Origin of the sequence: Rhizobium sp. YTUHZ045 (assembly GCF_051124255.1) — a bacterium.
GTDB lineage: Bacteria > Pseudomonadota > Alphaproteobacteria > Rhizobiales > Rhizobiaceae > Rhizobium.
Genome location: NZ_CP101432.1, coordinates 4,491,316 through 4,505,147, shown reverse-complemented (window position 1 = coordinate 4,505,147; position 13,832 = coordinate 4,491,316). Strand labels below are relative to the sequence as shown.

The window sequence follows — 13,832 nt, the reverse complement described above, 5'->3', positions numbered from 1 at the left end:
CGGGCGGCCTCCGCTAAAACAGCCGCCCGATCATTCCCCGCTTTGACGGGCTGGCGGCATCCTCATGAAGCCACTCGCCTGCCGGTTCACTCAAACACGACACAGAAGTCCGTTGCAGGTACCGCATTCATGCGGCGCCTTCATCGGCTTTCCGTGCCAGGCTGTCGGTCAATCCTCGTTTTCGGCCGACCAGCCCGAACGCAATATTACTATCCCTATCCGGCAGCCTCACGTTAAACGTGTGGCTGCCATAGGCACAAAACATCCCTGCCCCGTAACAGCCACGTTACGGCCCAAATCCGTCAAGTGCTTGAAAAAACGGAAGCGCAAGGCTCCGTAACAGATGGCACAAATTCATCGCCCTGCCGACGTGGCAGTTAAGACCGAACTCTGCAGGTGATGTCCGCGCCCTCTGTTGGACGCCATTTAGGCAGGATCAAATCGCAAGATCAACGATGAATTTTACGCAAAATTAAGATGCGGCCATTGACTCCGGCCGCCCTTTTCGGGCGTCACACCAGCGTCAAAAAAGAATCGCAGTTGAATCAAAGAGATTCCCCATTCGGGCTATTTTGACACGCAAAGAAAGAAAAAAAATAAAAATCTTCTTGACTCGCCCGTGATCCGCAAAGGTTCGGCCAGAGTCGCGCAACGGGAAAGCATCCTTGCGCAAGTACTTGTTTTTAAAGTATTTTTCATGTCATGGCACTGACACGAAACAGTCGTGAGATTTACCATGCAGAGGTTGTTCGGCGGAATCGAAAAAGCCCGGTAAAATTACCGGGCTAATCATAACGAGGAGGTCGTTAATGGATTATTACGCGGTCGTGGAGACCGACAGAGCCTTCACACGAGCGGCCAAGCGAGAGACCTTGCGCGATGCCGTGTTGGAGTGCAGCACGCCCTTGCTGGCGGCGCGGGCGAGTTCCGGCTGAGCAGCCAGGAAAGCTGCCTTCGCCTTGTCGGCGTCACCGGATGCGATGGCCTCTTCGACCTGGCGAACGAAAGTACGCACGCGCGAGCGACGAGCCTTATTGACGTCGGTACGGCGGGCGATCTTGCGGGTCGCTTTTTTCGCCGAAGTTGTATTGGCCATGGATGCCTCTCTCAAGAATTCGAACAAACTCCGCCATTACCGCGGGCCCTGCGGCCACCAAGTCCAGCAATACGGGAGCAATCGCGGAAAACCAGAGCGGCTTTCCGAACCGTGGGCGGGCATATAACCCTAAAGCCGGCCCACGTCAACGCGGATTTTCAAGCTTTTCGGCAGCAAGCGCCAAAAAGCATTCAACGGTGCTTGAAGGCAGGTTTGCGCTTCTCGATGAAGGCGGCCATGCCTTCTTTCTGATCGTCCGTGGCAAAGAGACTATGAAACAGGCGGCGTTCGAACCGCAACCCTTCCTCCAGCGTCGTCTCGAAGGCGCGGTTGACCGCCTCCTTGGCCATCATGACCGAGGGCTGTGAAAGCGAGGCGATCTTTTCGGCTGCGGCCAAAGCCTCGTCGATGAGACGCTCGGGCGCCACCACACGCGAAACGAGTCCGGATCGTTCCGCCTCGGCCGCATCCATCACGCGGCCGGTCAGGATCAGGTCCATGGCCTTCGCCTTGCCGACGGCGCGCGTCAGCCGCTGCGAGCCGCCCATGCCGGGAATGACGCCAAGGGTGATTTCCGGCTGGCCGAACTTCGCGGTCTCCGAGGCGATAATGAAATCGCACATCATGGCAAGTTCGCAGCCACCGCCGAGGGCAAAACCGCTGACGGCAGCGATGACAGGCTTGCGCGCCTTGGCGACGTCATCCCAGCCGCTGATGAAATCACTCTTATAGATATCGGCGAACTGAAGCGACTGCATCTCCTTGATGTCGGCGCCGGCGGCAAAAGCGCGTTCGGAGCCGGTGAGCACGATCGCACCGACGGCATTGTCTTCATGGAAAGCCGCATAGGCCTGCTTCAGTTCCCTCAGCACAGTGGAGTTCAGCGCGTTCAGCGCCTGCGGGCGGTTCAGCGTGACGAGGCCGACAGTGCCTCGGGTTTCGACGATCAAGGTCTCGTAAGCCATGCTGTTCTCCCGGTTTCTCACTGTTACTTCTGACAGGCGGCGCAATAGAAGGTGGAGCGGCCCGCCTGCACGATGCGACCGACCGTACCGCCGCAGCCGGGCGTGCCGCAAGCCTCACCTTCGCGATCATAGACGGAGAAGGAATGCTGGAAATAGCCGAGCGATCCGTCGGCCTGGATATGGTCTCGCAGCGACGAGCCGCCGGCGGCGATTGCATCGGCGATGACGTCGCGGATCGAGGCGACCAGCAGGTCGAGCTGCTGCTTCGGCCGGCCGCCCGGCGTCACCAGCGTGCCGGCGGCACGCAGCGGCGACAAATGCGCGCGCCACAGCGCCTCGCATACATATATATTGCCGAGACCGGCAATGTTCTTCTGGTCGAGTAGCGCGCTCTTCAGCGGCTGCGCCTTGTCCCGGAAGCGTTCGGCCAGATAAGCAGCGCCGAGTTCGTTTCCCGTCGGCTCCGGGCCGAGATCGCGGAAGAAGGGATGGGCGGCAAGATCGGCGCGTCCGACCATATCCATGAAGCCGAAGCGGCGCGGGTCGTTGTAGATGACGCGGCGAACGCCATCCTGACCCTGCAGATGAAAAACGACGTGATCGTGTTTCTCGTCCTTCGAGCGTGCGTGGTGGAATTGCCCCGGCGTTGCGGAGGCGGCGCCCTCTTCGATGCGAAAGGAACCGGACATGCCGAGATGGGAAATCAGCGTGTTGCCGTCGTCGAGATCGACCAGCAAATATTTTGCGCGGCGGCCGAGACCGACGATGGTGCGTCCGGAAACCCTGTCCGCCAAGGCATCGGGAAAGGGGAAGCGCAAATCCTTGCGCCGCAGTTCCAGCCTGGCAACCAGAGCGCCTTCCATCGCCGGCGCCAGGCCGCGTTTGACGGTTTCGACTTCTGGCAATTCCGGCATCTTAACCCATCTCTATCGAACGTGTTTCAACCGAGGACGATGTGCGCTATAGCGCCATGTGCCGCGGAGAGCGCGGTCCAGTGATAACGTCGCGCGCGGTCTTTCGCTACGGTCGCCGCGCCGATCTTCAAGGAACGGAGCAGCCTGATGTCAGAAAGCCGCACTTCCGCCGATGGCGGCATGGAGACCTCTTACGGCTTCCGCGAGGTGCCGGGCGGCGAGAAACAGGGTCTGGTCAACCAGGTATTCCACAAGGTCGCCAAGCGCTACGACATCATGAACGACGTCATGTCGATGGGCATGCACCGGGTCTGGAAAGATGCGATGATCTCGGCGTTGAACCCGCGCAAGGAGCCAGGCTACAAGGTGCTCGACGTTGCCGGCGGCACCGGCGACATCGCCTTTCGCATCATCGAGGCCTCTGGTCGGAAGGCACATGCGACGGTGCTCGATATCAACGGCTCGATGCTTGGCGTCGGCGCCGAACGGGCGGCAAAGAAGAAGCTTTCCGACAATCTCACCTTCATTGAGGCGAATGCCGAGGAACTGCCGTTTGAGGCCGCCAGCTTCGATGCCTATACGATCGCCTTCGGCATCCGCAACGTGCCGAGAATCGACAAGGCGCTGTCCGAGGCCTATCGCGTGTTGAAACGCGGCGGTCGGCTGCTGGTCCTGGAGTTTTCGGAAGTCGACATGCCGCTTCTCGACAAGATTTATGACGCCTGGTCGTTCAACGCCATTCCGCAATTCGGCAAGGCGATTACCGGCGATGCCGAGCCCTACCAGTATCTGGTGGAATCGATCCGCAAGTTTCCGAACCAGGAGAATTTCGCAGCGATGATCCGCCAGGCTGGTTTTTCGCGCGTCACCTATACCAATTATATCGGCGGCATCGCCGCGCTCCATTCCGGCTGGAAGCTCTGAGGGAATGAAGGAAAAAAAGACGAACCTCCCTCGGCGGGGCACTTCAGCATGAGCACTTTCGGAGCCTATTTTCGCCTTTGGCGCGTCGGCTGGGTGCTCGTGCGCGAAGGCGTCGTGTCGGCCCTGCCGTCAGAAGGCCTGCCGCCTTCGGTCGCACTTGCCAAATCCTTCGTCACGATTTTCGAGCGCGGCAGGGCGCGGTATCAGAAGCGCAGCGATCGGCTGGCAAAGGCCGTCGAGCGGCTCGGCCCCTCCTATGTCAAGATCGGTCAGTTCCTGGCGACGCGGCCTGACGTCGTCGGCGTCGAATTCGCCAACGACCTGTCTCAGTTACAGGACCGGATGGCCTTCTTTCCCTCGGCGGCCGCAAAGGCGAATATCGAAGGATCGCTCGGGCGGCCGGTCGATGAACTCTATGCGAGCTTCGGCGAGCCGATCGCCGCCGCCTCGATCGCGCAGGTGCACCCCGCCGAAGTCGAAACGACAGAAGGCCGAAGGAAGGTCGCCGTCAAAGTCGTCCGACCGGGCGTGCGCCAGCGTTTTGTCCATGACATCGAGGCAATGTACCTGGTCGCTCATATGCAGGAGCGCTTCATGCCGTCCAGCCGGCGGCTGCGGCCGGTCGAGGTGACGAAGACGCTGGAACAGACGACGAAGGTGGAGATGGATCTTCGCCTTGAGGCCGCAGCGCTTTCGGAGATTGCCGAAAACACCGACAGCGATCCCGGCTTTCGCGTGCCGAAGGTCGACTGGGAGCGCACGGGCCGCGACGTCATCACCATGGAATGGATCGACGGCACGAGAATGTCTGACGTCGAGGGGCTGCGCGCGGCCGGCCATGACCTCAACCTGCTCGCCGACACGCTGATCCAGTCCTTCCTGCGCCACACGCTGCGCGACGGTTTCTTCCATGCGGACATGCATCCCGGCAATCTCTTCGTCGATGCCGGCGGCATGATCGTCGCGGTCGACATGGGTATTGTCGGGCGGCTCGGCAAGAAGGAGCGGCGGTTCCTCGCCGAAATCCTCTACGGCTTCATCACCCGCGATTACATCCGTGTCGCAGAGGTGCATTTCGAGGCCGGCTACGTGCCCGGCCACCACAATGTCGAAAGCTTCGCCCAGGCGATCCGGGCGATCGGCGAGCCGATCCACGGGCAGCCCGCCGAAACGATCTCGATGGGCAAGCTGCTGACGCTGCTGTTCGAAGTGACCGAACTCTTCGACATGGCGACACGGCCGGAGTTGGTGATGCTGCAGAAGACCATGGTCGTGGTCGAAGGCGTGTCGCGCATGCTCAACCCGCGTTTCAACATGTGGAAGGCCTCCGAGCCCGTCGTCGGCGACTGGATCCGCACCAATCTCGGCCCGAAACGAATCGTCACCGATCTCAAGGATGGGCTGAAGGCGGCGGTCAAGCTCGCCGAAGCCGCGCCCGAAATCGCAGCAAAAACCGAGAAATTCCACCATCAGCTGCTGCATATGAGCGAACACGGCCTGCGTTTCGACGATCAGACGGCCGAGGCGATCGGCAAGGCCGAGGCGCGGCACAACCGCTCGGGCAGGATCGCGCTCTGGGTGATCGCATTGACGCTCCTCTATATTGCCTGGATGTTGAGCTGACCGCTCCGACAACATGCTGTGTTCAGCATTTAGGATATCCCATGTGACGGAGGGCTGGCTTAGTCTCGCAGTTTAGGAGATACGGCACATGCAGCACGAACGCCTTGGCATCGAACTTTCCGGACGGCCGCTCGGTTTTGCCGAGATGGTGACGATTGGTGCCGGCAAGGCGAGGATTTCGGCTTCACCAACCGGCATGGCCCGCATCGCGATTGCCCGCGAAATCGTCGAGGACGCGATTGCCGCCGGCACGCCCGTCTATGGCTCGACGACCGGCGTCGGCGCCATGAAAGACGTGGAGTGGTCGGCCGACGAACTCGACACGTTCAATCTCGGCCTGGTGCGCGCCCATCATTTCGGCACCGGCACGCCCTTTTCCTGCAATGTCGTGCGCAACGCCATGGCGATCCGCATCAACACGGCGCTGACCGGCCAGGTCGGCTGCACGCCGGAGCTGATCGACGCCTATATCAGGATGCTCGAGGCCGATCTCATCCCGGTCGTGCGCCGCACCGGCTCGATCGGCTGCGCCGATATCGGCCTGATGGGGCAGATCGGTGCTGTGTTGACCGGTGTCGGCGAAGCGGTCTATCGCGGCAGCCGGATGCAGGCGGCCGACGCTTTCCGGGCTGCGGGGCTGGAACCGGTGCGGATGGCGCCGCGCGACAGCCTCGCTTCGCTCAGCGTCAATGCAGTGAGCTTTGCGGCGGCGGCGGAAACGACGCGCAATGCCGCGGCCTCGATCCGCATTCTGCTCGCCACCGGGATGATGGCATCGGGTGCGCTCGGCGCCTCCCGTGATCCCTGGAAGGCGGTCCGCCATGTCGGCACTGCGCGTGAGGCACTGATCGGCGCCTGGCTCTGCAACGCGTCGGACGAATGGGACTGGCCTGTTGCAACGCATGTGCAGGATCCGCTCAGCCTGCGCATGATCGCCCAGGTATTCGGCGCCGTCATCGAAAATCTGCTTTCGACCGGTCACAAGATTCTCGCCGCCACCGGACGCTCGGACGACAATCCCGTCGTCGTCGAGGGGCGGGTGATGACATCAGGCGGTTCGCTTCCGCTCGATGTGACGATCCTGCTCGAATCGGCCGCACTCTGCATGGCGCATGCGGCGCGCAACGCCTTCAACCGCTGTGTCATTCTCGGCAACGGGCAACGGCGCGACCTGCCGGTCAACCTCGTGCCGTCGGGACGGATTGCCACCGGCTTCGGGCCGATCATCAAGCTTGCCGGCGAAATCTTCTCACGCGTCCTGTCGATGTCCGGCCCCGTTTCGGCGCAGTCGCTGGTGGTTGCAGCCGGCCTGGAGGATGAGGCCGCCTTCTTGCCGCTGGTCATCGAGCGCTTCGAGCGGCAGATGCAGGCACTGAAGCGCCTCGCGGCGCTCGAGGCGCTCTTGTCTGCCCAGGCGGTCGACATTCTCGGCGATGAGCCGAAGGGCGTGGCCGGCATGCTCTACGACGTCGTTCGCAAACATGCGGCCTTTTATACCGTCGACCGGCCGCTATCGGCTGAAGTGGAGGCGATCGAGGAAGAGCTCGGATCGGACGACTTTCTCGCGAAACTGACCGAGCAGGTTCCGATCGCCTCCTTCGACGATTTCTTCGCACTCGGCTCGCCGGAGCCCATCGAAGGGCGCTTGGCAAGCCGAGCAGGATGATTGCGGGCCGAGGCCCAAAATCTCGATCCTGCTCTACATTAACCCATCGATGCGTGATGCCGTCCGAAAGACGTTTCAAACTTTGGCATCACGTTTCGGCCGACAGCGGTTCCGACGTCAGTCTAGGAGGAAGCGGCATGGACTTCGATCTCGTTCTGCAGGGCACGGTGGTGCTGCCGGACCGCATCGTCGAAGCGGGTTATGTCGCCGTGCACGCCGGCAAGATCGCCGAAGTCGGCCTCGGCGTCCCGCCTGCGGCGCGCGAACGGCATCTGCTCGGAAGAGCGTTGATCCTGCCCGGCGCCATCGACGCGCAGGTGCATTCGCTTTCCCAGAAGGATCAGGAGGATTTCGTCTGGTCGACGCGGTCGGCAGCGGCCGGCGGCGTGACCACGATCGTCGACATGCCTTATGACGAGGGCAACCTCGTCTGCTCGGCGGCGGCCGTCAAGCGGAAGATCGACCATGCCGCCCCGCAGGCGCGCGTCGATTTTGCCCTTTACGGCACCATCGATCCGCAAGAGGGCCCAGCGCTAATCCCGGAGATGGTTGAGGCCGGCGTCGCCGCCTTCAAGTTTTCGACCTTCGGCACCGATCCCAAACGTTTTCCGCGCATTCCCCCCGCCTTGCTCGACGCCTGCTTTGCCGCAATCGCGCCGACCGGGCTGACGGCAGGCGTGCATAACGAGGATGACGAGGCGGTGCGCAGCTATATGGAACAGGTGAAAGCGAGCGGCATCACCGACTGGCGGGCGCATGGTCTGTCACGGCCGCCAATCACAGAGCTCCTGGCGATGCATACGATCTTCGAGACCGGCGCCAATACCGGCTGCCCCGCGCATGTGGTGCATTGCTCCCTCGGGCGCGGCTACGATATCGCCCGCGCCTATCGCCGCGATGGTTTTGCCGCGACAGTCGAATGCTGCATCCATTACCTGACGCTCGACGAGGAAAACGATGTGAGGCGCCTCGGCGGCAAGGCGAAAATCAACCCGCCGGTGCGGCCGCGCGCCGAGGTGGAGAGGCTCTGGCGGAAGGTGGCCAAAGGCGATGTCTGGTTGGTCTCGACCGATCACGTCAGCTGGTCGGAGAACCGCAAGACCGATCCCGACATGCTCGCCAACGCATCCGGCGTTCCCGGTCTCGAGGTGATGGTGCCCCTATTCGTCAAAGGCGCTCTCGAGCGCGGCATTCCCCTGACCTGGGCCGCGCGGCTGATGGCCGAGAACCCGGCGAAACATTTCCGGCTCGACCATATCAAAGGGGCGCTGACCCCAGGCAAGGACGCCGACATCACCGTGCTGGAGCCGCGCGGAAGCGTCTACGATGCGTCTGCGAGCGGCAACAACGTCGTCGGCTGGAGCCCCTATAACGGCATCCGCCTGCCCTGGACCGTTTCCGCCACCTATTTGCGCGGCGAAAAGATCGCCGAGGGCGGGAAGGTATTGGCCGAGCCTGGCAGTGGCCGGTTTATCCGGCCGCCGCCGCGCCAAATCATTTCGGGAGCCGCCGCATGAGCCGCAATCTTCCCGTCAATGCCGACCGGATCGCTGAAGATATCCAGGCGCTTGCCGATATCACGGAGCCGGGGCGCTCCTGGACACGTCGGGCTTTCACGCCGCTCTTTCTGGAAGGCCGGGCCTATATCGAGACACGAATGAAGGCGGCAGGGCTGGAAACACGGATCGATGCCGCCGGCAATCTGATCGGCCGGCGCACCGGCAGGAAGCCCTGGCTCGGCACGATCATGATCGGCTCGCACTCCGACACGGTGCCGGAGGGTGGCCGCTTCGACGGCATTGCAGGCGTGGTTGCGGCGCTCGAGGTGGCGCGGGCGCTGCATGACCACGGCCTGGAACTCGACCATGATCTTGAGATCGTCGATTTCCTTGCCGAAGAGGTCAGCATCTTCGGCGTCTCCTGCATCGGCAGCCGCGGCATGACCGGACAGTTGCCGGAGGCCTGGCTGTCGCGGACAAGCGGCGGGCTCGATCTTGCCGGCGGCATCGCCCAAGTGGGCGGCGAGCCGGGCGTGCTGGGACAGCAGAAGCGACCGGATCTGGCAGGCTTCCTGGAGCTCCATATCGAACAGGGGCCAGTGCTCGAAGCCGAAAGGGAGGATATCGGCATCGTCACGGCAATCTCCGGCATTACCCGCATCGAGATCACCGTCGAGGGGCGGGCCGACCATGCCGGCACGACGCCGATGGACAGGCGGGCGGATGCTCTGGTCGCGGCCTCGCAGCTGGTGCTCGACATCCGAAATGCCGCCGCCGAGCTTGCCAAGACGCCGGGGCATTTCGCCGCGACGGTCGGCGAGTTCAGGATCGAGCCGAATGCCGCCAATGTCGTGCCGTCGAAGGTCGTGCTGCTGATCGACGGTCGTGCGGAAATCCGCGCCGACATGGAGGCCTTCTGCCGCTGGCTCGAGGGCCATGTCGAAAAGCTGGCAACCGCCTATGGCGTTACGATCGAGCCGCCGAATCGGGTTTCCGACAATCTGCCGACGCCAAGCGATGCCGCGCTGCTTTCGACGCTGGAGACCGCCTGCGACCGCGTCGGCGCAAAATACCGGCGCATGGCCTCCGGCGCAGGGCACGATACCGCCTGGATCGCCAAGGTGGCGCCGGCGGCAATGATCTTCGTGCCCTGCCGGGAAGGCCGCAGCCATTGCCCCGACGAATGGGCCGACAATGACGATATCGCGCTCGGCGCCGCCGTGCTTTTCCAAGCGGTGCGCGAGATGGACAAGGATTCGAAGCGGGAGAAGGCCGATGGGACGCATACTGGTTGAGAAGGACGTGGAAGCCGCCGTCAAAGGCGGCTCCGTCTATGCCGCCGGCGGTGGCGGCTGGGCTGAGCACGGGCGGATGCTCGGGCATGCGGCCGTCACCATCGGCAAACCGGAGCTGGTCTCGATCGACGAGTTGAAGGATGACGACTGGGTCGCCACGGCGGCCGCGATCGGCGCGCCGGCCTCCACCACGCCCTGGGAAATGCAAGGCGTCGATTACATCAAGGCGGTGCAATTGCTGCAGGAGGCGCTCGGCGAAAGGCTTTCCGGACTGATCATCGGCCAGAACGGCAAATCCTCGACGCTGAACGGCTGGCTGCCATCGGCGATCCTCGGCACCAAGGTAGTCGATGCCGTCGGCGACATCCGCGCGCACCCGACCGGCGACATGGGGTCGATCGGCATGGCCGCCTCACCCGAGCCGATGATCCAGACCGCCGTCGGCGGCAACAGGGCCGAGAACCGTTACATCGAGCTGGTGGTGAAGGGCGCGACGGCGAAGATCTCGCCGGTGCTGCGCGTCGCCGCCGATCAGTCCGGCGGTTTCATCGCCAGCTGCCGCAATCCGCTCCGGGCTTCCTATGTCCGGACGCATGCGGCCCTCGGCGGAATCTCGATGGCGCTTGCGCTCGGCGAAGCGATCATTGCGGCGGAGAAGCGAGGCGGGCCAGCGGTCATCGACGCGATCTGCAAAACGACGGGCGGGCATATCCTCGCCGACGGCGTCATCACCCGAAAGGACGTCGTCTATACCAAGGAGGCCTTCGATATCGGCACCATCGCCGTCGGCTCGGGCGATAAATCGGTGACGCTGCATGTGATGAACGAATATATGGCCGTGGACGATGCGGGTGGCGGGCGGCTTGCGACCTTCCCCGCCGTGATCACCACGCTGTCGCCGGAGGGCGAGCCGCTGAGCGTCGGCCAGTTGCAGGAAGGCATGCACGTCTTCATCCTGCATGTGCCGATGGAGATCATTCCGCTCTCGGCCAGCGTGCTCGATCCGACAGTTTATCCCGTCGTCGAAAAGGCGATGGGTATCGAGATCGCGCGTTATGCGCTGGCGGCGAAGGCCTGAGCCATGGCACGCGATCCCGGCCTTGAAGAACTGCTGCGCGAGGAACTCGACGATCGTCCTGGCCTCAGCGAAAAATCCATGTTCGGCGGCCGCGCCTTCCTGCTGAACGGCAATCTTCTCTGCGGCGCGCGCAGTGACGGCATGCTGATCCGTCTCGGCAAGGGCAATGATGATTGGACGCTGGCGCTGCCGGGCGTAACCCGGATGGTGATGGGCGAGCGAGTCATGCACGGCTGGCTGCGCGCCTCCGCCGAGGCTTACGGCGACGATGCTCTGAGACGGCGTCTGCTCGATGCGGCGCTAGCCTATGTGGAATCGCTGCCGGGCAAGTGACCAAAGCTAGCTTTCGCCCTTCTCTCCAGCGGGGAGAAGGAGAAGCAGAGAACAAACGAGGAACCCACAATGCCGAAGGCCAATCCACGCCATCCGAAATTTCCCATTCCCGGCGGACCGGAGTTGCGCGCCAAGGGCTGGCGGCAGGAGGCGCTGCTGCGGCTGCTCGAAAACGTGCTGGCCGTCGGCGAGGATCCCGACAATCTGATCGTCTATGCCGCGCTCGGCAAGGCCGCCCGCAACTGGGCGGCGCATAAGGGCATCGTCAAGGCGCTGACTGAGATGGATGAGGACCAGACGCTGCTCATCCAGTCCGGCAAGCCGATCGGGCTCGTAAAGACCCATGCCAGGGCGCCCCTCGTCATCATGGCGAACTGCAACATCGTCGGGCAATGGGCAAAGGCCGAAGTGTTCTACGAGCTGCAGCGCAAAGGGCTGATCTGCTGGGGTGGGCTGACGGCCGGGGCCTGGCAATATATCGGCAGCCAGGGCGTCATCCAGGGCACCTATGAAATCTTCATGCGCATCGCCGAGCGGCGTTTCGGCGGCGACCTTCACGGCCGCTTCGTGCTGACGGCCGGACTCGGCGGCATGGGCGGGGCCCAGCCACTCGCCGGCCGCATGGCGGGCGCTGCGATCCTCTGCGTCGACATCGATCCGGAGCGAGCGCGCAAACGCCAGCAGATCGGCTATCTCCAGGAGATCGCGCCGGATCTCGATACCGCCCTTGAGATGATCGACGCAGCTGTAAAGGCGAAGCGGGCGCTGTCCGTCGGCCTCGTCGGCAATGCGGCGGAGGTCTATCCCGAGATTGCGCGGCGCGGCATCGTGCCAGATATCGTCACCGATCAGACCTCGGCGCATGACCTCGTCTATGGCTATGTGCCGAAAGGCATGAGCCTCGATCAGGTGAGAGACCTGCGCGACGATGGCCAGGGGCAATTGATGGCGGCAAGCCGCGCCTCGATCGTCGAACATGTCGGCGCGATGCTGGAATTCCAGAAACGCGGGTCCGAAGTCTTCGACAACGGCAATCTGATCCGCACCCAGGCCAAAGAGGGCGGCGTCACCAACGCCTTCGACATTCCAATCTTCACCGAAGCCTATCTCAGACCGCTGTTTGCCCGGGCAATCGGCCCGTTCCGCTGGATGGCTCTCTCAGGCGAGGAGAGCGATATCGCCCGCATCGACGATCTGCTGCTCGAGATGTTTCCCGACAACAAGATCATCACCAACTGGATCCGGCTGGCGCGCGAGCATGTTCCCTTCGAGGGACTGCCGGCGCGCATCGCCTGGCTCGGCCATGGCGAACGCACCGCACTCGCACGACGTGTCAACATGCTGGTGGGAAGCGGCGACCTAAAGGGCCCGGTCGCCTTCTCCCGCGACCATCTCGATGCCGGCGCCATGGCGCATCCGAATATCATGACCGAGCGGATGAAGGACGGCTCCGATGCGATCGCCGACTGGCCGCTGATCGATGCAATGATGCTCTGCTCGTCGATGGCCGATCTCGTCGTCATCCATTCCGGCGGCGGTGGCTATGCCGGCTACATGACGAGCTGCGGCGTCACCGTGATTGCCGACGGCACCGATGCCGCCGACGAACGCCTCGACCACGCGCTGACCAACGACACGGCGCTCGGAGTCATGCGTTATGCCGATGCCGGATATGAAGAGGCCCTTGATGAGGTGGCGAAGAAGGACGTTCCCTATCTCAGGCTTGGTTGAAACGGACAGAGGATTGCTATATATCATTGCCATATCTCATCCGGAGCGAATGACATGGAAACAGCTAAAATCTTCTGGTCGGGGCGCTCCCAAGCCGTCCGGCTGCCTAAGGAATTTCGCTTCGACGGCGATATCGTCGCCATTCGGCGGCAGGGGCGTGCGGTCATTCTCGAACCGATTTCCGACGATTGGGGATGGCTTGCCGATGTAATCGGTCCTGTTGACGCCGACTTTGCGACGGCGGCGGAAGAGCAGCCTGCACAGCAGGAACGTCCCGAACTCGACTTCTTCAAATGAAATACTTGCTCGATGCGAATGCCGTGATTGCCCTGATGAAAAGCAACGAGGGCCTGATTGCCGAACTGAGCAAACACCTGCCCCGCGACTTCGCCGTGCCCGCAATCGTTGCGCATGAACTGTTTTACGGCGCCTATAAAAGCCTTCGCATTCACGAAAACTTAGCGCGGATCGATGCACTGCAGTTTTCAATACTGGAATTCGACCGGAACGATGCACGCAAAGCGGGGGAAATCCGCGCCGCGCTGCATGCATCGGGAACGCCGATCGGACCCTACGACGTATTGATTGCGGCCCAGGCTGTCGCACGCCACCTCATCCTGATCACCCGAAACCTGCGGGAGTTCGAACGTGTGGCAGAGTTGCGGGTGGAGAATTGGGAGCGTTAGAGCGGATCATTGCTTATCGGAA

General features: G+C 62.6%; 13 protein-coding genes. 10 read left to right on the top strand and 3 right to left on the bottom strand.

Annotation, left to right across the window (positions count from 1 at the left end):
* Positions 1-817 precede the first annotated feature (817 nt).
* The 3 genes from rpsT to mutM all read right to left on the bottom strand — a co-directional run bounded on the left by rpsT (position 818) and on the right by mutM (position 2,975).
* Positions 818-1,096 carry a 30S ribosomal protein S20 gene (rpsT, locus tag NMA58_RS22030; protein ID WP_064800423.1) on the bottom strand — a complete coding sequence of 93 codons (279 nt, stop codon included), beginning with the start codon at positions 1,094-1,096 and terminating at the stop codon, positions 818-820.
* 191 nt (positions 1,097-1,287) lie between these two features.
* Entirely contained in the window at positions 1,288-2,061 is a 774-nt protein-coding gene (locus NMA58_RS22025) for an enoyl-CoA hydratase (RefSeq protein ID WP_183700545.1), read from the bottom strand.
* Between the two features lie 23 nt (positions 2,062-2,084).
* A complete protein-coding gene (gene mutM / locus NMA58_RS22020) occupies positions 2,085-2,975 on the bottom strand; it encodes a bifunctional DNA-formamidopyrimidine glycosylase/DNA-(apurinic or apyrimidinic site) lyase (RefSeq protein WP_183700547.1) in 891 nt (296 codons plus the stop codon).
* A gap of 147 nt (positions 2,976-3,122) precedes the next feature.
* Between mutM and ubiE the strand changes: the two genes are divergently transcribed.
* From ubiE to NMA58_RS21970, 10 genes are all read left to right on the top strand, one after another.
* Entirely contained in the window at positions 3,123-3,899 is a 777-nt protein-coding gene (gene ubiE / locus NMA58_RS22015; RefSeq protein ID WP_434711913.1) for a bifunctional demethylmenaquinone methyltransferase/2-methoxy-6-polyprenyl-1,4-benzoquinol methylase UbiE, read from the top strand.
* Between the two features lie 48 nt (positions 3,900-3,947).
* The gene (gene ubiB / locus NMA58_RS22010) at positions 3,948-5,522 is read left to right on the top strand and encodes a 2-polyprenylphenol 6-hydroxylase (RefSeq protein WP_183700551.1); all 1,575 of its coding nucleotides are present in this window, start codon (positions 3,948-3,950) and stop codon (positions 5,520-5,522) included.
* 88 nt (positions 5,523-5,610) lie between these two features.
* On the top strand, positions 5,611-7,188 hold the full coding sequence (locus tag NMA58_RS22005; protein ID WP_221127665.1) for an aromatic amino acid lyase: 1,578 nt from the start codon (positions 5,611-5,613) through the stop codon (positions 7,186-7,188).
* Positions 7,189-7,325: 137 nt separating this feature from the next.
* Positions 7,326-8,705, top strand: a complete 1,380-nt coding sequence (locus tag NMA58_RS22000; protein ID WP_434711912.1) for a dihydroorotase — start codon at positions 7,326-7,328, stop codon at positions 8,703-8,705.
* On the top strand, positions 8,702-9,982 hold the full coding sequence (locus NMA58_RS21995) for a Zn-dependent hydrolase (RefSeq protein ID WP_183700555.1): 1,281 nt from the start codon (positions 8,702-8,704) through the stop codon (positions 9,980-9,982). Before NMA58_RS22000 ends, NMA58_RS21995 begins: the two co-directional genes overlap by 4 nt.
* Complete coding sequence (locus tag NMA58_RS21990; protein ID WP_434711911.1) at positions 9,963-11,060, top strand: DUF917 domain-containing protein; 1,098 nt, start codon at positions 9,963-9,965, stop codon at positions 11,058-11,060. Before NMA58_RS21995 ends, NMA58_RS21990 begins: the two co-directional genes overlap by 20 nt.
* Positions 11,061-11,063: 3 nt before the next feature.
* A complete protein-coding gene (locus tag NMA58_RS21985) occupies positions 11,064-11,393 on the top strand; it encodes a TfoX/Sxy family protein (protein ID WP_434711910.1) in 330 nt (109 codons plus the stop codon).
* Between the two features lie 69 nt (positions 11,394-11,462).
* Complete coding sequence (locus NMA58_RS21980; protein WP_430958215.1) at positions 11,463-13,124, top strand: urocanate hydratase; 1,662 nt, start codon at positions 11,463-11,465, stop codon at positions 13,122-13,124.
* 54 nt (positions 13,125-13,178) lie between these two features.
* Positions 13,179-13,421 carry an antitoxin gene (locus NMA58_RS21975; RefSeq protein ID WP_097599470.1) on the top strand — a complete coding sequence of 81 codons (243 nt, stop codon included), beginning with the start codon at positions 13,179-13,181 and terminating at the stop codon, positions 13,419-13,421.
* On the top strand, positions 13,418-13,810 hold the full coding sequence (locus NMA58_RS21970) for a type II toxin-antitoxin system VapC family toxin (protein WP_430958214.1): 393 nt from the start codon (positions 13,418-13,420) through the stop codon (positions 13,808-13,810). The genes NMA58_RS21975 and NMA58_RS21970 overlap by 4 nt, the downstream gene beginning before the upstream one ends.
* The last annotated feature ends 22 nt before the right edge of the window (positions 13,811-13,832 follow it).